Below are 25,214 nucleotides of genomic sequence, written 5' to 3' on the forward strand. Positions count from 1 at the left end.
TCTCCCCGGATGTTCGACACCGTGCTCGTCGCCAATCGCGGCGAGATCGCCCTGCGGATCACCCGCACCCTCAGGCGGCTGGGCATCCGCTCGGTCGCCGTGCACAGCGACGCCGACGCCGGAGCGCCGCACGTCCACGAGGCCGACGTCGCGGTACGCCTGCCCGGCGGCTACCTGGACATCGACGGCATCCTCGCCGCCGCCGCGGCCACCGGCGCCCGGGCCGTCCACCCCGGATACGGGTTCCTCGCCGAGAACGCCGACTTCGCCCGGCGCTGCGCAGGGGCCGGGCTGGTCTTCGTCGGCCCGCCGCCGGAGGCGGTGGAGGCGATGGGCGACAAGATCCGCGCGAAGGCGACCGTCTCCGCCGCGGGCGTCCCGGTCGTCCCGGGCGGCGCGGAGCCCGACGACGACCTGGCCGAGGCCGCCGTCCGGGTCGGGTTCCCCGCGCTGATCAAGCCCTCGGCGGGCGGCGGTGGCAAGGGCATGGTGCTGGTCCGCTCCGCCGAGGAGCTGCCCGACGCGCTGGCCTCCGCCCGACGTACCGCCGCGGCCGCGTTCGGCGACTCCACCCTGCTGATCGAGCGGTTCGTGGAGAACCCCCGGCACATCGAGATCCAGGTGATGGCCGACGCGCACGGCGGCATCGTCCACCTGGGTGAGCGCGAATGCAGCCTGCAGCGCCGCCACCAGAAGATCATTGAGGAGGCGCCGTCCCCGCTGCTGGACGCCGCCACCAGGGCCGCCATGGGCGCCGCCGCGGTCGAGGCCGCCCGATCGGTCGGCTACACCGGCGCCGGGACGGTCGAGTTCATCGTCCAGGGCTCCACCGGCGACTACTACTTCATGGAGATGAACACCCGGCTGCAGGTCGAGCATCCGGTCACCGAGCTGGTGACCGGGCTGGACCTGGTCGAGCTCCAGCTCAGGGTCGCCGCGGGCGAGCGGCTCCCGATCACCCAGGACCGGGTCCACCTCAACGGCCACGCCGTGGAGGCCCGCGTCTACGCCGAGGACCCCTCCCGGGGCTTCCTGCCGACCGGAGGCCGGGTGCTGGCGCTGCGCGAGCCGCGCGGCGTGCGCGTCGACTCCGGCCTGGTGACCGGCGGCGTGGTCGGCAGCGACTACGACCCGATGCTGTCGAAGGTCATCGCCTGGGGCAAGGACCGGGCGAGCGCGCTGCGCAGGCTGGACGGGGCGCTCGCGGCCACGGCGGTGCTGGGCGTTCCCACCAACGTCGCGTTCCTGCGGGCGCTGATCGCCCACCCCGCGGTGGTCGCCGGGGACCTGGACACCGGCCTCGTCGAGCGTCACCTGGACGAGCTGATCCCCGCCGGGGGCGTCCCCGCCGACGTCCTGGCCGCCGCCGCGCTCCTGCTGCACCGCGAGCACGTCCCCGCGGCACCGGCCGACCCGTGGGACGTCCCCGACGGCTGGCGGCTGGGCGAGGCGGCGTGGACCGTCCACCGGCTGGAGGGCCGCGACGGCGTCCACGAGCTCCGCGTCCGCGGCCTGCCGGCCTCCGGGGCGGAGATCCGGCTGCCCGGCTCCGCCCCGTCCGGCTCCGCCCCGTCCGGCTCCGGCGCCGACCCCCGGCCGTCCGGTGACGGCCCCGGATCGTCCGACGACGGCTCGGCCGGGCCGGTGACCGTACGGGCACGGCTGGCCGACGCGGGAGAGGATGTGATCGTCACCGTCGGCGAGACCGCCAGGCGCTACGCCGCCGCCCTGGACGGCGACACGGTCTGGCTCGCCCGCGACGGCGACGCCTGGGCCCTCACCCGCCGTCACCTGGGCGACCCCGCCGACCGGGCGGGCGCGGGCGGCGCCGGGGACGGGCAGGTCCGCAGCCCGATGCCGGGCACCGTCCTGGTGGTCAAGGCCGCGCCGGGGGACCGGGTCGCCCAGGGACAGCCGCTGCTCATCGTGGAGGCGATGAAGATGGAGCACACCGTGACCGCGCCGATCGACGGGGTCGTGGAGGAACTGCGGGTCCGGGCGGGCCAGGCGGTCGCCATGGACGCCGTGCTGGCCGTGGTCCGCGGGGAGGAGCCGTGACGCGCGAACCGTACCCGGTCCGGGCGGCCGGGCTGCCCGAGCGGATCACGATCCACGAGGTCGGGCCGCGCGACGGGCTGCAGAACGAGTCCGTGATCGTACCCGTCGAGGTCAAGGCCGAGTTCATCGCCCGGCTCGCCGCGGCCGGGCACCGCGTGATCGAGGCCACCAGCTTCGTGCACCCCAAGTGGGTGCCCCAGCTCGCCGACGCCTCGCAGCTGCTGGAGAGCATGGAACGGGTGCCGGGGGTCCGCTACCCGGTGCTCGTGCCCAACGACCGCGGCCTCGACCGCGCCCTCGAACACGGCGTCCAGGAGATCGCGGTCTTCGCCAGCGCCACCGAGACGTTCGCGGCCAGGAACCTCAACCGGACGCTGGAGTCGCAGTTCGACATGTTCGAGCCGGTGATCGCGCGGGCGCTGGCGCACGGGCTGCGGGTCCGGGCGTACGTGTCGATGTGCTTCGGCGACCCGTGGGAGGGGCCCACCCCGATCGGCCAGGTCGTCTCCGTCGGGCGCCGGCTGCTCGACCTGGGCTGCTTCGAGCTCTCGCTCGGCGACACCGTCGGCGTCGGCACCCCGGGCCACGTGGCCGCGCTGATCGAGGCGTTCGGCGGCCCCGCCGGGCTCGCGGTGCACTTCCACGACACCTACGGCCAGGCGCTGGCCAACACCCTCGCCGCCCTGCGCGAGGGCGTGACCGTGGTCGACGCCTCCACCGGAGGCATCGGAGGCTGCCCGTACGCCGAGAGCGCCACCGGCAACCTCGCGACCGAGGACCTGGTCTGGATGCTGCACGGTCTCGGCGTCGAGACCGGGCTGGACCTCGCGTCACTGGTGGAGACCAGCACCTGGCTGGCCACGCGGCTCGGCCGCCCCAGCCCCTCACGGGTCGTCCAGGCACTGGGCGGCACCCGCCCCGCCGGGTCACAGGACCAGGCCACCGCCCCGGTCCCGGGTCAGGGCACGACCGCCGACAACGTCAAGGAGTGACCATGCCGAAGCTGACCGAAGAGTACGAGGACCTGCGCAAGACCGTCGAGGCGTTCGCCCGCGACGTGGTCGCCCCGGTGATCGGGGACCTCTACGAGCGCGAGGAGTTCCCCTACGACATCGTGCGGCAGATGGGCGCGATGGGCCTGTTCGGGCTGCCGATCCCCGAGGAGCACGGCGGCATGGGCGGCGACTACTTCGCGCTCTGCCTGGCCCTGGAGGAGCTGGCCCGGGTCGACTCCAGCGTGGCGATCACCGTGGAGGCCGCGGTGTCGCTGGGCGCGATGCCGATCCACCGGTTCGGCACCCCCGAGCAGCGCGCCGAGTGGCTGCCCAAGCTGGCCTCCGGCGAGATGCTGGGCGCGTTCGGCCTCACCGAACCGGGCGGCGGCTCCGACGTGCCCGGCGGCATGCGCACCACCGCCGTGCTCGACGGCGACGAGTGGGTGATCAACGGGTCGAAGGCGTTCATCACCAACTCCGGCACCGACATCACCGGCGTCATCGGCGTGGCCGCGATCACCGGCGAGCGGGCCGGGGGCAAGAAGGAGATCTCCACCATCCTGGTGCCGTCCGGCACCCCCGGTCTCACCGTCTCGAAGAAGTACTCCAAGGTGGGCTGGAACTGCTCCGACACCCGCGAGCTCTCCTTCACCGACTGCCGGGTCCCGGCGGGCAACCTGCTCGGCGAGCGCGGGCGCGGGTACGCGCAGTTCCTGCAGACCCTCGACGAGGGCCGCGTCGCCATCGCCGCCCTGTCGGTCGGGCTGGCCCAGGGCTGCGTGGACGAGTCGCTGCGCTACGTCCGCGAGCGCCAGGCGTTCGGTCACCCCATCGGCCACTACCAGGCCATCCAGTTCAAGGTCGCCGACATGGAGGTGCGGACCCACACCGCCCGCCTGGCCTACTACCACGCGGCCGAGAAGATGCTCGCGGGCGAGCCGTTCAAGAAGGAGGCGGCCATCGCCAAGCTGGTCGCCGGTGACGCCGCCATGGACAACGCCCGCGACGCCACCCAGATCTTCGGCGGCTACGGGTTCATGAACGAGTACCCGGTCGGCCGCTTCTACCGGGACGCCAAGATCCTGGAGATCGGCGAGGGCACCAGCGAGGTCCAGCGCATGCTGATCGCCCGTCAGCTGGGGATCGGGGACCTCTGAGGCGTACGAGGACGGGGGTCCCGTCCGCCTGAGCGAACGGGACCGTCACGTGGAACGGGACCGTCACGTGGAACGTGAACGCGGAGCGGCGGCCCGGAGCGGAGGGTCCGGGCCGTCGGCTCGGAGGAGTGAATCCGGAGCGGTGGAGCCCGGGCCGACGGGCTCGGAGCGGTGGGTCCGGAGCGGTGCGCTTACCCTCGCCGCCGGAGGAATTTTCCCGGTTTTCCCGGCGCCCTCCCGGCCGGGCGAGGCCGTCGAGCCGGAAGTACTGAAACTTTCATCGGTGGTGACCCGTGTTCGCACAGGTCAGCGCGGCGTGGTGTGAGGACGGAGCGCTCGGCGCTGGGTTCTAGGGCACCCGCGCACCTAAGGTGGGAGCGCTCCCACATCTCCCCCGAAGGAGCCTGCTCCATGCCGAGAAGGTCAATCCTCGCCACGCTCTGCGCGGCCGTCGCGATCATGTCAGGGACGGCCGTCGCCGTCGCCTCCGGCGCGTCCGCCGCCGACTCGCCGTTCTACGTGGACCCCGAGACCAACGCCGCCAAGTGGGTCGCGGCCAACCCCGGTGACTCCAGGGCCGCGGTCATCCGCGACCGGATCGCCTCCGTGCCGCAGGCCCGCTGGTACACCACCACCAACACCTCCACGGTCCGTGGCCAGGTGTCGTCGTTCGTCGGCGCCGCGGCCGCCGCGGGCAAGATCCCCATCCTCGTCGTGTACAACATCCCCAACCGCGACTGCAGCGGCGCCAGCACGGGCGGTGCTCCCAACCACACGGCCTACCGGCAGTGGATCGACGAGGTCGCCGCCGGCCTGCAGGGACGCCCGGCGTCGATCATCCTGGAGCCCGACGTGCTCCCGATCATGACCAACTGCATGAGCTCCTCGCAGCAGCAGGAGACCAACGCCTCCATGGCGTACGCCGGGAAGAAGCTGAAGGCCGGGTCCTCCGCGGCCAAGGTCTACTTCGACATCGGGCACTCGGGATGGCTCTCGCCCGGTGAGGCCGCCGCCCGGCTGAGGGCCGCGGACGTCGCGAACAGCGCGGACGGCATCTCCCTCAACGTCTCCAACTACCGGCTGACCTCCACCGAGGTCGCGTACGCCAAGAACATCATCTCCGCCACCGGCGTCTCCCGGCTGCGCGCCGTGATCGACACCAGCCGCAACGGCAACGGCCCCGCGGGCAGCGAGTGGTGCGACCCGGCAGGCCGGGCCATCGGCACGCCCAGCACCAACGCCACCGGCGACCCGATGATCGACGCGTTCCTGTGGATCAAGCTGCCGGGCGAGGCGGACGGGTGCATCGCCGGTGCGGGCCAGTTCGTGCCGCAGCGCGCCTACGAGCTGGCCCTGGCGGGCCGGTCGGAACCCACCCCCACGCCCACGGTGACCCCGACCGTCACGCCCACCCCCACGCCGACCCCGACCGTCACGCCGACCGCCGGACAGGCCTGCACGGCCTCCTACAAGGTGGCCGGTTCCTGGCAGGGCGGTTTCCAGGGCGAGGTGACGGTGAAGAGCACCGGCACCGCGCCGCTGTCCGGCTGGACGGTGACCTGGTCCTTCCCGGGTGACCAGCGCATCACCCAGCTCTGGAACGGCCAGCACACCCAGAGCGGCGCGGGTGTCTCGGTGCGCAACGTCTCCCACAACGGCTCCCTCCCCGCGGGCGCCTCGGCGACCTTCGGGTTCACCGGCAGCTGGTCCGGGAGCAACCAGGCACCCTCTCAGATCGGCTGCACCGCCGCCTGACCCGGCGATGTGGCGTGATCCGGTACGGCTCACACGGTATGCCCCCCGTGCGAGCCGTACCGGATCCTTTTTGTCTCCCGGGGGCTACGTTCCGCGATCCGGTCCCGGTCCCGCTCCTGGTCCCGGTTCGTGGCCCGGTTCCGGGTCGCGGAGCGGGCCGGGCGGTGCCGCCTCCATGGCGGCCGTGGCCTTCGTCATGATCTGCCGCATGGCCTCGATCTCCGCTGGGGTGAGCCGGTCGATCAGGAAGGCGCGCACGACGGCGACGTGCCCGGGCGCGGTCCGCTCCAGGCAGCGCATCCCCTGCTCGGTGAGTACGGCGAGCACGCCCCGCTCGTCCGAGGGGCAACTCGCCCGGGTGACGAGCCCTTTCCTCTCCAGCTGCCCGATCTGGTACGTGAGGCCGCTCTTGGAGACGATCAGCCTGTGGGCGAGCTCCGTCATCCGCAGCTGCCCCCCGGGGCAGGCGGAGAGTTTCGCCAGGATCTCGTACTGGGCATGGGTGAGGCCGGAGTCGGCCTTCAGCTGATCCTCGACGCGACGCTCCAGCAGGTGCGTGGCGGCCACGTAGGCCATCCACGCGGCCATCTCGGCCTCGTTGAGCCATCTCGTCTCGCTCACCCGTCCATCCTATGCTTGTTCGAATTTGAACTAACCGCTAGGGTTCTGTACAAATTCGAATGACATGAGGAGTCATCATGGTTGACAGGATCCGCCCCTACACCCTGCTGGTGGCACGCGTCGTCCTGGGTGTGGTCTTCGTGGTGCACGGCTGGCAGAAGTTCGCGACGATGGGTCTGGCCCAGACCACGGCGTTCTTCGACTCGATCGGCGTCCCGCTGGCGGGCGTCGCCGCTCCGGCCGTGGCCGTCCTGGAGGTCGTCGGCGGCATCGCGCTCATCCTGGGCGCGGCCCTGCCCGTCTTCGGCACCCTGCTCGCGCTCAACATGCTCGGCGCGATCCTCTTCGTGCACGGCGCCAACGGCTTCGGCGCCGACAAGGGCGGCTACGAGTACGTCCTGGTCCTCGCCGCCACCACCCTGGCCATCGGCTTCAGCGGTGGCGGTGCCCTCGCCGTCGACGCCCTCTGGCAGCGCCGCCGTCAGCCGGTCGCGGTCTGACCCGGCGGCCACATCCGGCCACACCTGGCCACACCTGGCCGCGCACGGCAGCGCCCGGCCCGCATCGTCGCATCCGGCCGCGCCACCCCGCGCCACCCCGCGTCACAGCACATCGGGGCACGTCAGAGCATCTCAGAGCACGTCAGAGCACGTCCGGCCATGCCGGGCCCCGGCCGGTGTCGCACCCGGGGCCCGGACCCCTTTCGTCCGCCCGGGGCGAGCCGGCCGGAAACGGTACGAAACATCGCGTGTCCACAGGTCGTCCCGTCCCCGCGCAGTGGGCATAGTCGTCTACGACAGCACCCGAGGGCTGGGGGGCCGGTATGCGATGGCTGCGCAGGATCGGCGCGGATTTCAAGGCCCGCCAGCACATCGACGCGTACGCCCTCACCGTCGTCGTCTTCGCGTTCGCGCTCCTGTCGGTCTTCAGCGACGCGCTAGAGGACGACCTGCGATGGGCCGTCCTGTTCTCCGGGCTGGGACTGCTGCTCTACCGCCTCACCCTGCCCGCCGAGCCCGGCTCCCCGCCCGCCGACCTGCTGCACGACCGGTCGGTGTACGACACCGCGCCGCTGTCGTCGCTGTTCGCCCACGCGCGCGACGTCCGCGTCTTCGCCCCGTCCGCGGTGAACCTGCTGTCGGCGCGGACCTGCGAGCTGCTGCGCACCACGGTGCTCGCGCGGGAGAAGGGCAGTGTCAGGATCGTCGTGCTCGACCCGGCCGAGAGGGCGGCCGTCCGGCTGGCCGCAAGGCAGCTGGACGACTCGGTCGAGTTCCCGGTCCAGCGGCTCCCCGCCTCGCTGGAGGGGACCCTGGAGCGCCTGCGGCTGATGGGCGGCTGGAAGGTCGAGGGCGGGTTCGAGTACCGCCTGCTCGCCTACAGCCCGGGGTTCAGCCTGGTACTCGTCGACCCGGAGACGCCCAGGGGCCGGGTCATCGTGGAGATCCACGGCTTCCACAACCCGTCGACCTCCTCGCGCATGCACCTGGAGCTGACCCGAGGGCGCGACGAGCGCTGGTACGCGTACTGGGTGGAGCAGTTCGACCACATCTGGCAGGCCGCGACCCCGGACGTCAGGCGCTTCTCCTCTCCTGCAGAAGCTCCTCGGTCTGCTTCCGGAGGTGCGGTGGAAGCCCGGGACTGACCGCTTCGAGCGCCCGCGAGACGAGCTCCTCCGAGTACGGGACCCAGCCCGGCACGGTCCGCGCGCGGCCTGCGGCAGGACCGGCCCGCCACCCGGTGTCCTGTCCGGAGCGGTCCACGCGGTGGAAGGCGGGCAGCAGGGGCTGTGACCGGCGCGGAGGGGCCGGCATGCGATCGTCCGGCGGCCCGCGTCGCCCACTGCTGGAGACCAGCCTGTACGACCCCTCCGGGGGATGAATGTTTCCGGCGAGCGGATCGACTCTCCCGGTCGACACCACGCACAAGCCATCTGGTCACGATGAGGTGCCCTGCGACACCTCCGTGTCCCTATTTCAGCACTGCTGAGATCTCGGTTTTCTATACAACCGATGAGAATCCGGCGACAGGCCCCACGTTGTCATCGTCGAGTATGTGCCGCAACGTGTGCTTGAACGGGGATCCTTCGATCAGATCGAGATCGGCCAACGTCAGCCCGGTCACATCGACCAGGCGGCCGTTGATGTGCTCCGCCTCTTTCATGCCTGTTCCACTGTCCATGAGATTTTCTCCGCCTTGCTCTTGGAGTGGCAGCGTGCGGTGCCTCTGCTTCCGAACCGCATGTGACCTTGCTTTTCAGTGCTTGTCGAGTACTACGACCAGCGTAACCGTTTGCTTCGGTGCGGCAAAGAAGAAAAATCCGGCACGATGGATTCTCTATCCTGATGCGGCCATGAAAATATGGCATTTCTGTACGCGTGGAGAGCGTGACCGGGTCGCAGGACGAACCGGATCGGACAGCGGGGAGATCACACAACCGGCTCAGAGCCGTCGGAGGTTTTCCCCGGACGAGGACGCCGGTCCCGGATCCTGGCAGGGGGCCACCGGGGAACAAGGACTTCGCCGACCGCCAGGACGTCCTCGGCATGCCGCGGGCGAGGGTCACCTCCGAGGCGCCGCCCACGCTTCACGGATTCGGCGGGGTGAGGACCGTCCCGACACGAAGGTGATCCTGAACGATGAGCGACTCGACATCGGCTTGACTCCGTTCCCCGTCTAGCCATGGCGTTCCAGCCAGTGGGCACGGTGGTGCTCCGCGCGCTCGACGGCGAGATCGCGGGCATCGGTCGGCACGGTCTCTCGCGCCCAGTCGTCGAGCCGCCGCGCCATTTCGGCGGTGAAGACCTCGCCTGCCGCGGTCAGCCGCCCGCTGTCGTGCAGGGTGCCGACGACCAGGCGCGCGGCCTCGCGCCACCGGAAGAACTCGGCACTCGCGTGCACGGCGGCCTCACCTCGCTCCAGGTGACGCTGACGTCCCCAGAAACCGGCCACTCCCAGGAAGGCGTACGCCCCCTGAAGCAGACCGGGAACGGGTCGGGGGTCCTCACGCCAGGGGGCGTAGTAGAGGGAACCGTTGTCCGGGAGGGTCAGGGGGACGAGGTCGAGCAGGGCGGAGAGCTTCGCGTGCTGGGTCTCGTGCGTCAGGGTGACCGCGAGGGTGACGGCGTCCGGAGGAGTCGACAGCGCGACGCAGCCGAACGTCTCCCGCGACGTCGAGCTGGACTGGCCCTGGGGAGGTGCGACCAATGGGGTGAGGACGGTGATCGCCGCCGCGACCTCCTCGGCCACAGATCGATGGTGGCTCACCATCAGTTTCCATGCCTCATCAAGCATGGACTGCCACCGTGCGAGCTCGGATTCGGTGAGACGCCCGCCGATATTTGTTATGTCCGGCATCCGGTAGGGGTCCAGGTCGTCGATGAGCAGGTTGAGCGACATGCCGTCGGCCTCGGCCGACAGTGAGCGCAGCCCGCTCCAGCCCGGAGCGTCCTGGCGGAGATCGTCCGGGACCCGGACGACGATTCCATCCGCCGTGAGGTCGGTGCCGTCCGCGAGGCACCGGACCGTCGCCGTCGAGAGGCCGGGAGAGAGGATCGCCTGGCCCAGTGACGGCAACGTGACCACCCCCTCCACTGCCGGCACCTCGATCTCGCAGGCCGTACCGGATCGGATGGCCGCCGCGGCGGCGATCGCCGCGAGCTGTCCTGGTGCCGCACCCCCATCGCCGGCGTTCAGCATTCTCACGGTCCTGCGCGCCCAGGCGCCCACGGACGGATGACGGAGAACGGTCTCGACGGCGCCGGGACGACGATGTTGAACCGTGGCGAGCAGATCGTAGGCGCGCCGGGTGGCGGCGGCGCCGGGGTGGCCGTTCGTTTCCGCCGACTCCAGCACTCCTCGTACGAGGAGAAGGTGCTTACTGTGTTGCGCCGCGGAGAGCTCGCCAAGGGCGGCGGCGCCACCGTCACCTCCGGCGAGTTCCAGGAACAGGCGGGTCGTGATCTGATGTTCACGCAGGCGCATTGTCATCTTTCCCGTTGTTTCGGTCGTGTCCATGGGCCCGCGCCGTCCCTTTCTCGGTGCGCTCGTCGCGAGGGGGGACGAGATGAGCTCGGGAAATGAAAACGTGGCCCGGGGGGCGGTGGGAGAAGAGACCTCCCCGGTCTGAAACCGCGCGCCTCATGTTCATCACCGGCCCCTTGATCGGGAATGCATTATGTCATGACCGAAAGATGCTTATATCATAGAGGATGTGTAGTTGCTCTGCCAGATCGACCGGTGAAATCGGGTGATTCGCCGTTGCGGTGGGTATGTACTTCTGAGCGATCCCGGTAGCCGGGACCGGTTCATGCGAGATGGGAAATGGCGCAAGAGAGGTGTGCCGCATTTGCCGCAGAAACCTGATTCCGTGAGCGCGATTCCCCATAACGCCTTCCCGGCCACTCTTGACGTCGAGGGGATGTTGTCCTCCGGCTGGCGGCCTCTGGCTTTCCGGCAGTTCATCCTGAAGATTCACAGCAGGTGTGATCTGGCCTGCCGTCACTGTTACGTCTACGAGATGGCCGACCAGTCCTGGAAGGCTCAGCCGCGGCGGATGTCCACGGCGATCGTCGACTGTACGGCGAGGCGGATCGCCGAGCACGCCCTCACCCACGAACTGGCCGAGGTGGAAGTCGTCCTGCACGGCGGGGAGCCGCTCCTGGCGGGACCCGACGTCATCTCCTACGCCGTGCGCACGATCAGGCGGGAGGCGGCCGAGGTCGGAACCCGAGTCCATGTCGGCGTGCAGACCAACGGGCTTCGGCTGGACGAGACCTATCTCCGGCTCTTCGACGCCCTGGAGATCGGCGTCGGCGTGAGCATGGACGGCTACGCCGAGGGTCACGATCGGCACAGGCGCTACGCCGACGGCAGGGGGAGTCACGCGGCCGTGACGGCCGCGTTGAGACGTCTCACCAGCGGCCCGTACCATCGCCTGTTCAGTGGCCTTCTCTGCACGGTCGACGTGCGCAACGATCCGATCGCGACCTATGAGGCACTCCTGGAGTTCGATCCACCGGTGGTCGACTTCCTGCTCCCGCACGGCAACTGGTTCGCGCCTCCGCCCGCGCGCGTCCCCGGATCGGCCGACACGCCGTACGCCGACTGGCTCATTCCGATCTTCGATCTCTGGTACGGATCGACCAACCACCAGACCGAGGTCCGGTTGTTCGGGGAGATCATGCGGTTACTGGCGGGAGGCGCCTCGCGAAGCGAGGCGATCGGGCTGTCGCCCGCGCGGATGGCCATCGTCGAGACGGACGGCAGCATCGAGCAGTCGGACATCCTCAAGTCCAGTTATCACGGAGCCGCCGCGACCAGGCTGCATCTTCTCCGTGACCCCTTCGACGCCGCGCTCACGCACCCCGCCATGGTCGCCCGGCAGATCGGTGAACTCGCGCTGGCCCCCGTATGCCTGGCCTGCGACATCCGTTCGGTCTGCGGAGGAGGGCTGTACGCGCACCGGTACAGCGAGGCCGAGGGGTTCCGCGGGGCCTCCGTCTACTGCCCTGACCTCTACCGGCTGATCACCCATATCAGCGAAAGGTTCGCGCGCGACGTCGCGGCGCTGAAGGCGAACCGATAGGCGGATGCGACGGATGGGCCGCCGGTCCTTTCGCGCCCTTCGAGGAGGAAGGCCGAGCGCGGCCGTGAGGCGGTCAGATCGGCGGGGGATCGAAGTCGCACTCGATCCGGTGTCCCTCCCTCGCCATGACGGCATCGGGGTGGCCGAACCGCAGCGGCCGCTCGTAGCGGCGCATCGTGTCCGCATACAGGAGTTCGGCCTCTTCTCTCGCGCCCGCCGCCTTCAGGTCGAGGGCGAGGTTGGCCGCGCAGGCCAGGGTAAGGAAGTGATCCTGGCCGAAGAGCTCTCGCAGGCCTGCGAGTGTCTCCCTGCCGAGCCGGCACGCTTCGGCGTTCTCTCCCAGCGCGGCGAGGTCCGCTTGGAGACCGACGGCGCACGACAGGGGGTAGTGGTGCCTCGGGCCGACCTTGGCGATCAGCTCTTTCCTGACCTCCTCGTCGAGATCCCGGGCGGTCGCGACCTCACCGCGGAGCCGGTGAAGGATGGCCAGGTTTCCCCTGCAGGCAAGGCTGTAGGGGTGGTCGTCGCCGAACATTCTGGGGTAGAGGGCAATCGCCCTCTTGGCCGTGACGAACGCCTCGTCCAGATCTCCGGCCGTCCGCAGGGCGTTGGAGAGGTTGATCGCCGCCGCCATCGTGTCGGGGTGCTCGTCTCCGAAGAGCCGCTGCAGCCGGGTGTGCGTGTCGCGTGCGATCTCGAGCCCTTCGGTGATCTGCCCCGCCCGGCGCTTGGCGATGGACAGGTCCTTGGCGGCCAGCAGGGTGTAGTGATGGTCGAGGGTCAGTTCCTGGACGCCGTAGGCATAGGCCTCCTCACCCAGATCGCACGCCTCCGTGTAGTCGCCGCACAGCCTCACGGCCCTGGCCAGGCCGTTCCAGGACTGGAGCAGGAAGCTCTTGCTGACCCCTTCCGTCGCATCGCTCGTCTCCACGAAGGTTTCCTGGTGCAGCCGCCGCGCCGCCTCGTACTCGCTGGTGAGGGCGTAGTCGAGGGCCAGGCTGTTCAGGAGGCGCAGGGTGGCCGGAGCGGTCGGCCCCAGATGGGTCTCGTGGGCTGTCCGCGCCGCCTCGTCCAGCTGGAGGGCGAGGGCGAAGTCGCCGCGAGCCCGCAGGGACGCTCCGTAACCGTTGCTCACCCGGAGGGTCTCGGAGTGGTTCTCACCGAGGATCGCACCCATGTTCCTGACGGTGACACGGTCGGTCTCGTACGCCTCCCTGTACCGGCCGAGCCCGCGCAGGACGTTGCCGAGGTGCCGGTGCGCGACGAGCACGTCCGGGTGCTCCGCCCCGTCGGCCGCGGTCCACCGGTCGATGAAACTCTCGAGGAAGGACAGGGCGGACTGGTAGTTGCCGGAGGTGTACAGGTAACGAATGACATTGAGGGCGAACCGCCTCACCGAGGGGTCGGTGCATCTCTCCAGGCCCGAAGGAACGACGTGGGCGACGAGCTCCTCGAAACCCTGCCATTTGTCAGTGTCGTCCGGATCCTTCGGCGCGCTGCTCGCGAGCAGCAGGTGGACCTCGTGCCGTGTCTTTCCCTTCTCCTCCTCGGACAGGTCGTCGCGGAGAAGCGCCTGGATGAGACGGTGCACCTGAACCGTACGGCTCGTGGGCTCGATCCTAGCCAGCGCGAAACGCCCCAGCTCGCTCAGCGCCCTGGCGAGCAGGATGGGATCGGACAGGATCGCGCCCAGCCGGGAGGCGGTGGCGGCCTTGCCGCCCTTGCGGAAGACGTCGCGGGGGATCGGCTCGGGTCCGAAGAAGGCACAGGTGCGCAGGATCGTGATGGCCTCCGGCAGGCGGTCCTCCAGAAGCGACACCGAGACCTTCCAGGCGGCCGTCATCGAAAGCGGGTATCCCGAAGCCCTGTTGATGCCCAGCAACCGACTGGTCTGCTCCCTGAGCTGCTCCAGGTACTCGTCGATGGACATTCCCGTCTCGTACTGGAGCGCGCCGGCCTGTTCCAGGGCCAGGGGCAGGTCACCGAGCTGCTCGGCCAGCCGGAAGGCGTCCTCGGCCGGCACCTCCCGACGCAGGCGCTTGTTCAGGAACGTGATGCTCTCGTCCCGGATGAAGACGTCGACCCGAAGCGTGTCGCAGTGGTCCTCCCACTTGGGGTTACGGGAGGTGATCAGGACGTGACCGGGGCCGCGCGGGATGAATCCCTCGACCTGTCCCGGCTCCTCGGCGTTGTCGAAGATCAGGAGCCACCTGCGGTAGGGAGTGCCGCTCTGCAGCGTTCTGCGGACGGACTCCGCGGCCTCCTCCACACCGGTGGCCGACGCCGGGGGCAGCCCCAGGTAGGGCGCCATCGCGGCCAGCGCGGACGGCACCAGCACGCGCTGGTCCGCCGGAATCCACCAGACCAGGTCATAGTGCGAGCGGTAACGGTAGGCGTACTCGATGGCGAGGTGGGTCTTGCCCACGCCTCCCCACCCCTGCAGGGCCTGGGGCTGGGGTACGACGGCCGTCACGGTGTTCATGTCCTGGCGGAGCCTGTGCAGCAGATCGTCCCGGCCGGTGAAGTTCCGGTTGCGAGGCGGCACCTTCTCCCAGACCTCGGACTGCCGTTCCGGCACGGTGTTCGCCGCACGTGAGAGTTCCACCACCTCGGACCTCCGCCATTTCAGGATTACGGGACCGTATGGCCATCCTAAGGTTGATTCGAGGAGTGGAGTATCACAGAATAATAATCGTATGTGAAGAGAAGCGCGTATCGAGTGATTGCGGGAAGGGTGGACGTTCCTGTTTTTAGGATGCCCTAAATCCGGGTTCCGACCGGTGTTGACACTCCGCAGAACGGGGAGTGTGCGTGACGGCGGCTTGGGATAAGGTTTTTCCGAGTCCGGATCTCTCCCTCGGAACGCACAGAAGATCGTGCCGCTCCTCGTGCAAGGAGACGAAGGCCGTCGCCGGAGCCGAGGGTGAAGCCCGCACGTTCGATCCAGGTGCCGTCTCGTCTTTCCTGGAGGTCGCGGCAGAAAGGCGATCGTGAATTATCTTCCCGCACCGGTGGAACAGGGGACGCCTTTCCGGACGGAAAGGCGTTGTGGTGCCGACGGAGTTGTATGGTGTCGGGACCGGGACTCGATCGAACCCCCTGACCGTGAGGTGGTGCCCTACGTGCTCGACATGGGGGAGGCCGAATGGGAACGCCTGATCGCCCAGCTGAGAAGCGGGGACTGCACGCCGTTCCTGGGGTCCGGAGCCTGCGTCGGGACCCTGCCGACCGGGGTGGCGCTGAGTCGTGAGATGGCCGGGCGGTGGAAATACCCCTTCGAGGACGATCACGATCTTCCCAGGGTGACGCAGTACGCGGTGATGAAGTACGGCGATTCCCTCTATGTCAAGAAGCAGGTCTGTGACGAGCTGAACTCCGGCCGGGAGCCCGACTTCCGTGATCCGCTGGAGCCGCACGGTCTGCTCGCTGATTTTCCTCTTCCGGTGTATCTCACGACAAACTATGACAATTTTATCGCGCGTTCACTGGAGAACGTGGGGAAAAAACCGAACGTGGCCGTCTGCCCCTGGAACGAGGACCTGGACTACGCGGAGGAGCTGTTCGGCAGCGAGGACGGATGGAATCCCCGGCCCGGCGCCCCGCTCGTCTATCATCTGCACGGCAGCCTGAGTGATCCGGCCTCGCTCGTTCTCGCCGAGGACGACTATCTGGAGTTTCTCACCAGCCTCACGGTGGAGGGCGTCGAAGGCGGACAGAGAATGCTTCCCACCTCCATTCGCGCGGCGCTGACCAGGCGTCCTCTGCTGTTCGTCGGGTACAGCCTGCGGGACTGGACGTTTCGGGTGCTCTTTCATGGATTGCTGAAAACGGTGTGCGGGGTCAACCGCCGCAGGCACGTGAGCGTGCAGCTGTCCCCGTCGCTCGCCAGCGCGAGGACGGACGTCCTGGACGTCAAGCGCTGGCTGGCCCGATACTACGAGGGTTCGCAGATCTCGATCTTCTGGGGGACGGCGGAGGAGTTCTGCGAGGAGCTGCGACGACGGATGGGGCCGACGTCGTGAACCCGGACCGCCACTTCGCCGCCGAGCAGCCGTACGTCGGCCTGCGAGCGTTCCGCCGTGAGGACGACTCGAAGTTCTTCGGCCGGGTCAGGGAGTCCTACCAGGTCTCGGACCTGTGGCAGGCCGGTCGGCTGACCGTGCTGTACGGGCCGTCCGGGGTGGGCAAGACCTCGCTGCTCCAGGCCGGGGTGCTGCCCCTGCTGGATCCCGGCAGGACGGACGTGCTGCCGATCGGCCGTGTCTCGCACGGCTCGCCCCTCCCGTCGGCCGAGCTCTCCCGGCACAACCCGCACGTGTTCGCGCTGCTGTCGTCATGGTCCCCGGCCGAGACGCCCAGCCGGTTGGCCGGGCTCACCGTCCACGAGTTCCTGAAGCGGCGTCCTGTACGCCAGGATCCGTACGGTGACAGGGTCCTCACCCTGATCGCGATCGATCAGGGTGAGGAGCTGTTCGGGGACTTCGCGCACAGCCGGCCGTACCGGGACTGGTTCGTCGGCCAGCTCGTCGAGGCGCTGGACGAGGACCCGAATCTTCGTCTTCTCATCTCGATCCGGGAGAATCACCTGTCCGGTCTGCTTCCTCACGAGCCGAAACTGGCCGGTCCGATCAGGAGCCGCTTCGCCCTGACCGCTCTCGACAGGACCGCCGCCGTCCGGGCCATCGAGTGTCCCGTGGAGGGGACCGGGCGCTCGTTCGCTCCGGGGGCGGCGCAGGAACTCGCGGAGAACCTCAGCATGGTCCGGGTCGGCAGGGCGCCGGGCAAGGACCTGACCGCCGACACCGAGGTGGTCGAACCCGTCCAGCTTCAGGTGGTCTGTTCCGCCATGTGGCGGTCACTGCCGGAGGAGGTCCGGGTCATCTCCGCCGACCATCTCCGCAGGTTCGCGAACGCCGACCGGTCGCTCACCGGCTTCTTCGAGCAGATGATCGCCGAGGTCGCCCGGGACCATCTCGGAGGTGACGCCGACGGGCTCATAGGCTGGTTGCGTCGTACCTTCATCACCGAGAGCGGGACCCGTGAGGCCGTCCACCTGCGGGAGACCGTCACCGCGGGCAGGCCGAACGCCCTTCTTGAGGCGCTGGTGGACCGGCATATCCTGCGCGAGGACGTCAAGGCAGGCACACGATGGTGCGAGCTGGCGCACGAGCGTCTCATCCAGCCGATCCTTCAGAACGACCACCTTTCCATGCCGACGGAGAGTCCGGCGTCGTTCGACGACCACCTGCGGGCGGCGGAGATCTCGTTCCGGGACGGGGAGTTCGCGCGGGCGGCCGAAGAGGCCAAGGAGGCCCTGGAGCAGTGTGGTGACAACACCAGGGCCCGGGCGGAGATCGAGTCCTTTCTCGGTACCATCGCGCATCGGCAGGAGAGGTTCGACCTGGCCGTGTCGCACTACCACGCCGCCGCGGGTCTCTTCGAGACGCTGGGCGCGACCTCCGCGGTAGGCGGGCTGCTCGCCGGGATCGGGCGGCTGCGCCTGGCCCAGGGGCGTCCCTCGGAGGCGGTCCAGGAACTGGTCTCGGCCGTACGCCGGGTGCCCGACGACAGAAGCGTCCAGACCGAGCTCGCCTGGATGCTCTGGCATGACGGGCATCCCGGCGCGGCACGGGAGGTGCTCAACGACGTCCTGAACAGGGAGGGCAACCTGCCCGAGGCACTGCGGGCGCGGGGCGAGATCCTCGCGGGGCTCGGCGAGGCGGATGCGGCACTACGCGATCTCACTCGGGTCAAGCCGCTGCAGTGGCCGTCCAGCAGGGCCGCCTACGCACTTGCGCTGGCCTCACTCGGACGGTTCACAGAGGCGGAGCGTGAGATCAAAGCGGTGCTGACCGAGGTGGGGGATCACGGCCCGGCGCTGTTGTACGCGGCGAAGGTCACAGATCTGGCCGGGGACGCCACCTCGGCGGCCGATCTGGCTCGTCGGGCCAAGGCGGCGAGGGCGCCGAAGCTTCCCCGTCAACTGATGACGGAAGCAGACCGGTTGCTCACCGCCTCCTGAGCGGCCTCGCGGCCACGACGGCGTGACCTCCGAACGGGAACGGGAACGGCCCGACGAGGTGAGGCCGCGTGAGCAGGCCGAGGCCCGCGAGAACGCGGACGTAGGGGAGACCGGGCCACACGAGGGGATAGGGCCAGGTCGGAAGAGGGAACCGCTTCCAGAGGCGGAGAAGCGCCCAGACGGTGACACCGATGGTGACGAGCCACATCAGGCGCGCCAGGATGACGGACGCCGTCCGGTCACCGAAGATCGTGACGAGGATTCCCCCGAAGGGAGCCGCGACGCACACCGCGCCGTACACGACGAGACGGTGCACGCTCACCACCCGCCCGAGCAGGCTCCGGGCTACCCGGTCGGTCTCGAAGGTTCTGATGGCCACGTTCCCGACCGCTCCGGTGAAACCGGTCAGCAGGATCGCCAACCCGAAGAAGAAGGCTCCACCGCCGTAGGCCGCGATGGAGACGGCCAGTGCCCAGATCCACAGGTGAGCGAAGAGGATGCGATTCGTCGGCCTGAACCTCAGGTGGGAGGCCAGGGCGGAACCCAGCACGCCGCCTATTCCTCCGGTGGCCAGGGCCAGGCCCACCTGGTAGGAGGAGAGCCTCGTCCCGGTGATGAAGACCATGATGAGGGCGTTGAGGATCAGGTTGGTGAGCGTGGTCAGGGCCATGGCCCGGCGGAGGAAGGGGTGGTTCATGAGCTCGCGGAATCCCTCGGCCGTCTCTGTGACCATTCGAGGGCTCATCATGCCCTTGAGGCCGCCGGCCATCTGGCGGATCACCGGTGGCCGGCGCTCGTCATCACCTGCCGGCGCGATCCGCAGGGAGAAGACCGCGGACAGAAGGAAGAACACCGAGTTGAGGACGAACGGCGCCGTCTGCGCGATCCCGAACAGCCACCCCCCGAGTGGCCTGCCCGTCAGAACCGCGATGTGCGCTATCGTCTCGCTCTTGGCGATCGTGCCGGGGATCTCGGTCTTCGTGGCCAGCGACGAGACCAGTGCCGTCTCGGCAAGGGAGTAGACGACCCAGAGCGTGCCCTCCAGCAGGGCGGCCGACAGAAGATGCGGCAGTGACAGCCGATGAAAGGCGAGGGCGGCGAACACGCTGAAGACGGCCAGACCACGAAGAGGCTCGGTGAAGAGCATGAGCGAGCGCGGATCCACCCGGTCGACCAGCACACCGGCCGGAAGGTAGAAGACCAGGACGGGGAGGGTCAGCGCGAAGCCGGTCCAGCCGGCATGTGCCGGTGACCCGGTCAAGGCCAGAGCGAGCAGAGGGTAGGTGACACCTATGGCTCGCGATCCGACCGTTGAGAGTGTCAATCCCGGCCAGACGCTGGTGAATTTTCCCATCGGCCAGTCAGGGTCGCTCTCTATCCCTAAGGCCATTTAAATGACCTAGTCGTGCACCGTTCTCCCCTATGCGTCGTCAGCAGGCACTTTCGCAGGGGTAGGAGCGGAGAGCTGCGGTACCGTAATTCTTACGGGAAATAATGACCTTTTCTTGACGAGAAAGTTGAGAAAGGGGCAAAGTGAGCTCGCTGGTCAGAACGTGCTCAATGGTATCGGTGATATTACCGGGCCACTCCGGCCGGGGAGACGCGGCGCCGAAAAAGGCGCCTGGAGGGGCGGGGTGATCGGCCCCTTCGGGGCATAGGGATACGGATGGCCGGTAGCGCCGCTTTCCGCTTTAGGAATGGCGGCGATCCGGCTCCGGCGGTGAACCGGCCCTTGGGGCAACTTTCCCCGAGAGCCGGTGTTCCGGAGGTCAGGCGGGCAGCTGGGCGTCCAGCCGGTAGCCGTCCACGGTGACGTAGACCTGGTCGCCCGGGCGGGCGTTCAGGCGCATCAGCACGGGCTGCAGCGAGTCGAAGACCGGATGGTCCCGCCAGACGAGGACCACCGCGTTGTCGCCGGGACCGGTCACCGAGAGCAGCGTGCCGGGACGCATGCCCAGGCGCGTGGCGTACCCCTCGGGAACGGCGACCGGGCCGCCGCGCAGGTGGTCGCTGGTCACCTCTATGCGCTGCCAGCGGCTCGGGTCGGCGGACGGGCTCGCGGGCGGCGGCATCGGGGCCCGCCTGCTGGTGATCAGGTGGGGCCGGGTGTTGCCACCGGACAGGGCCGAGAGCGTGGCCAGGGCGGCACGGGGGTCGATGGAGCTCGCGCTGACCTGCGGGACCGGCTGGCCGCCGCGGTGGTGGTGGCCGTTGGCCCCCGGCGTACGGCGGGGCAGCTGCCGGGGAGGCTCCTCGGCGGCGGGCTCCTCGTGGGAGGGCCGCTGCGCGGCGCTGGCGGCCAGGGCGTCCAGCCAGGCCTGGGCCGAGTGGGCCCGGATGCCGAGCTGGTGCTCCATCAGCACGACCGCGTCGGCGTCGGCGGGCTTGTTCGCCAGCAGGCGGCGGGTCCGGTCGCGCAGGCCGCCCAGGTCGCCCACGACGAGCCAGTCGTCCTGGAGGCGCCGGTCGGGCATGAGCGTGACGAGCACCCGCCACAGCGGGGTGCGCAGCGTGGGGACCTCGATCGGGTGCGCGGGGTCGGCGCCGATGAGCTGCTCCTTGGTGGCGGCGGCGCCCAGCCACTCGGTCAGCCCGAACATGTGCCCGGTGAGCGGCGCGGCCTCCGAGGAGCGCAGCCACAGCAGGATGCGCTCCTCGGCGGCGCGCTGGGCCACCGACAGCGCGTCGCGGTCGGCGTTCAGCTTGTGCGCGAGCGCGCGCAGGCTGATCGGGTCGACCGCGAAGAGCCGTTCCACCGCGACCGCCCGCTCCAGCGGGCCCCAGTCGCGGAACATGTTGTCCACCAGCCGTACCAGCGGGTACTCGCTGAGGTCGACGCGCGGCGCGGCACCGGAGCCCTCCGGGGCGGGCGCGGCGGCGGCCGTGGCAGCGGCGGGGACGGCAGGAGCGCCCGGGGCGGCGGGAGCGGCGGGAGCGACGGGGGCCTGACGCCGCTCCTGCGCGGGCTGCGGCACGTCCGGCGCCTGCGGCCCGGCCGGGGCCTGTGCCCGGACGACCTGTGCCGGAGCCTGAGCCGGGATCCGGGGCGCGGACGGCTGCGCGGGAGCCACCGGGGACTGCGCCTGCGCCTGCGTCTGGGCCTGGGATGCGGCCGGCGCGGCCTGCTCGGCGATGCCCGGGATGCGGCTCAGCACCTCGCGGAACATCGCGGTGACCACCACCTCCGGGGAGGGGGGCATGGCGGGCCCGCTCAGGTCTCCGGCGGTCAGCCTGCGCAGGCGGGCCCAGCCGCCGAGCCCGGCGACGGCCGAGCGCGCCTGCTCGGACCAGCCGGGCAGGGTGGGGTCGACCGTGTGCACGTGCAGGGCGGGCAGCACGTCGCTCAGCGGCAGGTGGTCCCAGCGGGACAGCGAGAGCCGGGCCAGCCTGTCGCAGACCCAGTCGAGCCCGGCGGCGCCGAGGGCCTTGGACAGTGTGACCGACGACCACCAACCGGCGGGCAGCCGGGGGTCGGCCAGGGCTTCGGCGACCTGCTGGGGGCGGCTCCAGCGCAGGGCCGGTACCAGATCACTCAGGCAGATCGATGACTCTGCATCCATCGGCTGACCGCAACCTCCCCAAAGTGACGCGTGTGGCTAGTGGTGCAGCTTACGCCGCAAGCTATCAATTGGTGTTAAGAGGGTAAAGCTCGTTGGTACCCAAATCAGACGGGACGACACGCGGCCGACCGCCCAGAACCGTGACGGCCTCCGCGCCCGCGCGACACCCTGCCTCGAGCGCGGCCTCGTCGCCGGCCCCGCCCAGCAGGGCCGTCAGCAGCCCGGCGGCGAACGCGTCCCCCGCTCCGATGGAGTCAACCACCTCGGTGGCGAGCGCGGGAAGGCGTGCGGCCAACTTTCCGTCCCTGGCCATCAGCGCGCCACCGGAGCCGAGCTTCACCGCGGCGGCGCCGTAGTGCAGGCTCAGGCGACGCGCGGCCTCCTCGGCGCCGTCCTCGCCGGCGAGCAGCAGCGCCTCGTCCAGGTTGGGGATGATCAGCCGGGCCGCGGCGGTCTCCAGCATGAACCGCTCGGTGCCGAACGAGCGCAGGAACCCGGTCGAGGCGGGATCCACGCTGATCGATACCCCGCGCCGGGACGCCTCGGCCATGGCCAGCCGGGCGAGCTGCAGCCCGGGCTCGGCGAACAGCGTGTAGCCCGACAGGTGCAGGTGGCCCACGCCCTCCAGCAGGTTCTCGTCCCAGTCGCCCGTGCCGATGTGCCCCCCGGCGCCGCGGTTGGTGAGCATGGACCGCTCCCCGGTCACGTCGACCATGGCGATCACCACCGCCGTCGGCCGGTCGGGATCGACCCGCAGGTGCGCCCGTACCCCGGAGCGCCGCAGCTCGGCGGCGTGCCAGTCGGCGGTGTCGAAGCCGGCGCGGGTCAGGATCCGGGCATCGGCTCCCAGGCGGGCGGCCCAGGAGGCGGTGTTGGCTCCGGAACCGCCCGGACGCAGCACGATGTCCGCGGCGGTGTCGGTGCCGACGGCCAGGCCGGACCGGGCGGACCCGGCGTGCAGCGCGACGACGTCGGTCACCACGTCACCGATGATCAACAGGCCGTTTCCGGTCACGGCGTCCTCAGTCTCCCCGGCTCCAGCAGGTCGCGATCCGCCCGGCGAGCCGGACGTTGCCGCGCACCGCCGCCAGGTTCGCCTCCAGCGAGGCGCCGTCGGTGCCACGTACCAGGTAGCCCAGCAGGAACGGGGTGATGGCCTGGCCGGTGACTCCCTCCTCGCGCGCCGCGGCGAGGGCCTCGGCCAGGACGCGGTCGTGCAGGGCGGGGTCGAGCTGCTCGGCCCGCGGCACCGGGTTGGCGACAATCAGCGCGGTCTGCGGCCCGCCGAGCTCGTCCTGGGCCCGCATGACGGCGGCGGCCTCGTCCGGCGTCTCGATCCGCCAGTCGATCGGCTCGCCCGAGGAGTGCAGGTAGAAGCCGGGGAACTCGCCGGTCCGGAAGCCCGCGATCGTGACGCCGCGCGTCTCCAGCCGCTGCAGCGTGGCGGGGACGTCCAGGATCGACTTCACGCCCGCGCAGACCACGGTGATGCGGGTACGGCTCAGCATGTCGAGGTCGGCGGACTCGTCCTGGCTCTCGGTCCACCCGCGGTGCACGCCGCCCAGGCCGCCGGTGGCGAAGATCCGGATGCCCGCCCTGGCGGCCAGGAACGAGGTGGCCGAGACGGTGGTAGCCCCGCTCGCGCCGAGTGCGGCGGCGGCGGGCAGGTCGCGGAAGCCCAGCTTGTGCAGGCCCGGCTCACCGGCGACGCGCTCCAGCCGGTCCTTGTCGAGGCCGATGTGCGCGATCCCGTCCAGGACCGCGATCGCCGCGGGTACGGCCCCGGTCTCGCGGACGATCTGCTCCAGCTCCACCGCGACCTCCAGGTTGCGGGGCCGCGGCAGGCCGTGCGAGATGATCGTGGACTCCAGCGCCACGATCGGGGCGCCCCGGTCCAGCGCCTCGGCCACCTCCTCGGAGGGGCGCAGCATGTCGGTGAGGGCCGGTCGGGTGGTACCCATGAGCGGTTCTGTCTTCCTGTCCGCGGTGATGATCATCGTGCTCTTCTGGAACGGGGTAAACGACACCGTCCTCCCAGAAAGAGCAGGTTACGGCGGTTGCGGGGAGACGTCCACTCGAAGATCAGCCGACGATCACGGTGCCGGTCGGGGGTCAGCCGACGATCAGGACGCCGGCCAGTGAGATCCCGCCGATGACGACCGTGGCGATGCCCCCCAGGAGCAGCGACCGCCCGCCCCGTACGAGCCGGCGCAGGTCGATCCCGGTGCCCAGCGCGAACAGGGCCGCCGCCAGCAGGGCGGAGGTCAGGCCGGGGATCGCGCCGGCGACCTCGGCGGGTACGGCGCCCAGGCTCCGTACCGCCACCGCCGCGACGAACCCGGCGACGAACAGCGGCACCACGGGCGGCCGGTGGCCGGGCGCCCCGGCCGGGCGGTCCGCCGCGCCGCGGCGCAGGGCGGCGGAGACGAGCCCGACCATCGGGGCCAGCAGCAGGACCCGGGCCAGCTTGACGGCCACCGCGCTCGCCAGCACCCCGGTGCCGGCCGCCGCGCCGATGGCCGCGACCTGGGCGACCTCGTGGACCGACGCGCCGGCCCACAGGCCGAGCTGGTGGGGTGTCAGGCCCAGCGCCCCGGCGAGCAGCGGCAGCACGACGATCGAGGCGCTGCCGTACAGCACGACCACGCTGACGGCCGCGGCCGCGTCGTCGTCGTCACTGCCGGCGACCTCGTGCATGGCGGCCACGGCCGCGGCCCCGCAGACGGACACGCCGGTCGCGATCAGCAGGGACCTGCGCGGGTCCACCCCGAGCCGGGCCCCGATCCACCGGGTCGCGCCGAACGTGACACCGGTCGCGACCGCGACCACCGCCAGCGCGCCCCCGCCCAGCGCCAGCAGCTCGGGGAGGGCGATCTGCAGCCCGAGCAGCACGATCGCCAGGCGGAGCACCCGCCGGGAGGCGAACCGCAGGCCCGGGGCCAGGCGGGCGTGCAGGCCGACGAGGTTGGTCAGCGCGACCCCCAGCCCCACCGCGAGCACGGCCGCGCTCACCCCGGTGACGACCCGGCTAGCCGCCGTGGCCAGTACCGTCGCCACGATCACGACGGCGAGTCCGGGGATCAGCGGCCGCAGGTGCCCCGTCCAGGCCCTCGCCGCCCACGACTCCGCCGCCAGGGGACGGTCCGTCCGTGACTCCGGCGGACGGAGGGCTTCCGTCGGTGACTCCGCCGACCGGAGGGGGGCCTTGTGTGATCCCGGTGGGAGGGGAGGCGTCCTTCGTGGTCCCGGCGGCCGGAGGGGGGCCGACTCCGGCGGCCGGGGGCGCGTCACCGGTACCCCCGCCCGTGGCCCCGCCGTTCCCGATCCTGTCGTTCCCGATCCTGTCGTTCCCGATCCTGTTGTCCGTGGCTCCGTCACCCGCGACTCCATTGTCCGTGGCTCCGTTGTCCGTGATCGTGTCGTCCGTGTCCGTGTCCGTGTCGTTCTCGGCCGTGCCGT

18 protein-coding genes are annotated in these 25,214 nt (G+C 70.3%); 9 read left to right on the forward strand and 9 right to left on the reverse strand.

Features of this window, described 5'->3' with window-relative positions; translation table 11 throughout:
• Nucleotides 1-9 precede the first annotated feature (9 nt).
• The 4 genes from ACZ6RT_RS24420 to ACZ6RT_RS24435 all read left to right on the forward strand — a co-directional run bounded on the left by ACZ6RT_RS24420 (nt 10) and on the right by ACZ6RT_RS24435 (nt 5,965).
• Nucleotides 10-2,058, forward strand: coding sequence for an acetyl/propionyl/methylcrotonyl-CoA carboxylase subunit alpha (locus tag ACZ6RT_RS24420; RefSeq protein ID WP_470156321.1), 2,049 nt, complete (start codon nt 10-12; stop codon nt 2,056-2,058).
• Nucleotides 2,055-3,050 carry a hydroxymethylglutaryl-CoA lyase gene (locus ACZ6RT_RS24425; RefSeq protein WP_470156323.1) on the forward strand — a complete coding sequence of 332 codons (996 nt, stop codon included), beginning with the start codon at nt 2,055-2,057 and terminating at the stop codon, nt 3,048-3,050. Before ACZ6RT_RS24420 ends, ACZ6RT_RS24425 begins: the two co-directional genes overlap by 4 nt.
• A 2-nt stretch (nt 3,051-3,052) precedes the next feature.
• A complete protein-coding gene (locus ACZ6RT_RS24430; protein WP_399192912.1) occupies nt 3,053-4,210 on the forward strand; it encodes an acyl-CoA dehydrogenase family protein in 1,158 nt (385 codons plus the stop codon).
• A 411-nt stretch (nt 4,211-4,621) separates the two neighbouring features.
• Nucleotides 4,622-5,965 carry a glycoside hydrolase family 6 protein gene (locus ACZ6RT_RS24435; protein ID WP_470156325.1) on the forward strand — a complete coding sequence of 448 codons (1,344 nt, stop codon included), beginning with the start codon at nt 4,622-4,624 and terminating at the stop codon, nt 5,963-5,965.
• A gap of 84 nt (nt 5,966-6,049) precedes the next feature.
• Here the strand turns inward: ACZ6RT_RS24435 and ACZ6RT_RS24440 are convergent, their stop codons facing one another.
• Nucleotides 6,050-6,586 carry a MarR family winged helix-turn-helix transcriptional regulator gene (locus ACZ6RT_RS24440; RefSeq protein ID WP_470156327.1) on the reverse strand — a complete coding sequence of 179 codons (537 nt, stop codon included), beginning with the start codon at nt 6,584-6,586 and terminating at the stop codon, nt 6,050-6,052.
• A gap of 77 nt (nt 6,587-6,663) precedes the next feature.
• Here ACZ6RT_RS24440 and ACZ6RT_RS24445 point away from each other — a divergent pair, with 77 nt between their 5' ends.
• Both ACZ6RT_RS24445 and ACZ6RT_RS24450 read left to right on the forward strand, forming a co-directional pair.
• Nucleotides 6,664-7,086, forward strand: coding sequence for a DoxX family protein (locus tag ACZ6RT_RS24445; RefSeq protein ID WP_399192906.1), 423 nt, complete (start codon nt 6,664-6,666; stop codon nt 7,084-7,086).
• A gap of 323 nt (nt 7,087-7,409) precedes the next feature.
• Nucleotides 7,410-8,231, forward strand: a complete 822-nt coding sequence (locus tag ACZ6RT_RS24450; RefSeq protein ID WP_470156329.1) for a hypothetical protein — start codon at nt 7,410-7,412, stop codon at nt 8,229-8,231.
• Nucleotides 8,232-8,587: 356 nt separating this feature from the next.
• Here the strand turns inward: ACZ6RT_RS24450 and ACZ6RT_RS24455 are convergent, their stop codons facing one another.
• The gene (locus ACZ6RT_RS24455) at nt 8,588-8,767 is read right to left on the reverse strand and encodes a hypothetical protein (protein ID WP_470156330.1); all 180 of its coding nucleotides are present in this window, start codon (nt 8,765-8,767) and stop codon (nt 8,588-8,590) included.
• 495 nt (nt 8,768-9,262) lie between these two features.
• Nucleotides 9,263-10,570 (reverse strand): HEXXH motif domain-containing protein, encoded by a 1,308-nt coding sequence (locus tag ACZ6RT_RS24460; protein WP_470156332.1) that lies wholly within the window; start codon nt 10,568-10,570, stop codon nt 9,263-9,265.
• Nucleotides 10,571-10,955: 385 nt separating this feature from the next.
• On the opposite strand from ACZ6RT_RS24460, the gene ACZ6RT_RS24465 reads away from it, so the two are divergent.
• On the forward strand, nt 10,956-12,173 hold the full coding sequence (locus ACZ6RT_RS24465) for an FxsB family cyclophane-forming radical SAM/SPASM peptide maturase (protein ID WP_470156334.1): 1,218 nt from the start codon (nt 10,956-10,958) through the stop codon (nt 12,171-12,173).
• Nucleotides 12,174-12,246: 73 nt separating this feature from the next.
• Here the strand turns inward: ACZ6RT_RS24465 and fxsT are convergent, their stop codons facing one another.
• Nucleotides 12,247-14,778 carry an FxSxx-COOH system tetratricopeptide repeat protein gene (fxsT, locus tag ACZ6RT_RS24470; protein ID WP_470156336.1) on the reverse strand — a complete coding sequence of 844 codons (2,532 nt, stop codon included), beginning with the start codon at nt 14,776-14,778 and terminating at the stop codon, nt 12,247-12,249.
• A gap of 508 nt (nt 14,779-15,286) precedes the next feature.
• On the opposite strand from fxsT, the gene ACZ6RT_RS24475 reads away from it, so the two are divergent.
• The gene (locus ACZ6RT_RS24475; protein ID WP_470156338.1) at nt 15,287-16,195 is read left to right on the forward strand and encodes an SIR2 family NAD-dependent protein deacylase; all 909 of its coding nucleotides are present in this window, start codon (nt 15,287-15,289) and stop codon (nt 16,193-16,195) included.
• The gene (locus ACZ6RT_RS24480; RefSeq protein ID WP_470156340.1) at nt 16,192-18,195 is read left to right on the forward strand and encodes an nSTAND1 domain-containing NTPase; all 2,004 of its coding nucleotides are present in this window, start codon (nt 16,192-16,194) and stop codon (nt 18,193-18,195) included. Before ACZ6RT_RS24475 ends, ACZ6RT_RS24480 begins: the two co-directional genes overlap by 4 nt.
• Here the strand turns inward: ACZ6RT_RS24480 and ACZ6RT_RS24485 are convergent.
• The 5 genes from ACZ6RT_RS24485 to ACZ6RT_RS24505 form a co-directional block, all read right to left on the reverse strand.
• Nucleotides 18,182-19,585 (reverse strand): MFS transporter, encoded by a 1,404-nt coding sequence (locus tag ACZ6RT_RS24485; protein WP_470156342.1) that lies wholly within the window; start codon nt 19,583-19,585, stop codon nt 18,182-18,184. The genes ACZ6RT_RS24480 and ACZ6RT_RS24485 overlap by 14 nt on opposite strands.
• A 379-nt stretch (nt 19,586-19,964) precedes the next feature.
• Nucleotides 19,965-21,755, reverse strand: coding sequence for a hypothetical protein (locus ACZ6RT_RS24490; RefSeq protein WP_470156343.1), 1,791 nt, complete (start codon nt 21,753-21,755; stop codon nt 19,965-19,967).
• 64 nt (nt 21,756-21,819) lie between these two features.
• Entirely contained in the window at nt 21,820-22,770 is a 951-nt protein-coding gene (locus tag ACZ6RT_RS24495; protein WP_399192892.1) for a carbohydrate kinase family protein, read from the reverse strand.
• Between the two features lie 7 nt (nt 22,771-22,777).
• A complete protein-coding gene (locus ACZ6RT_RS24500) occupies nt 22,778-23,716 on the reverse strand; it encodes a pseudouridine-5'-phosphate glycosidase (protein ID WP_470156345.1) in 939 nt (312 codons plus the stop codon).
• A 151-nt stretch (nt 23,717-23,867) separates the two neighbouring features.
• Entirely contained in the window at nt 23,868-25,145 is a 1,278-nt protein-coding gene (locus tag ACZ6RT_RS24505) for a YeiH family protein (RefSeq protein WP_470156347.1), read from the reverse strand.
• Nucleotides 25,146-25,214: the final 69 nt, after the last annotated feature.

Source organism: Streptosporangium sp. NPDC050148 (assembly GCF_055586505.1).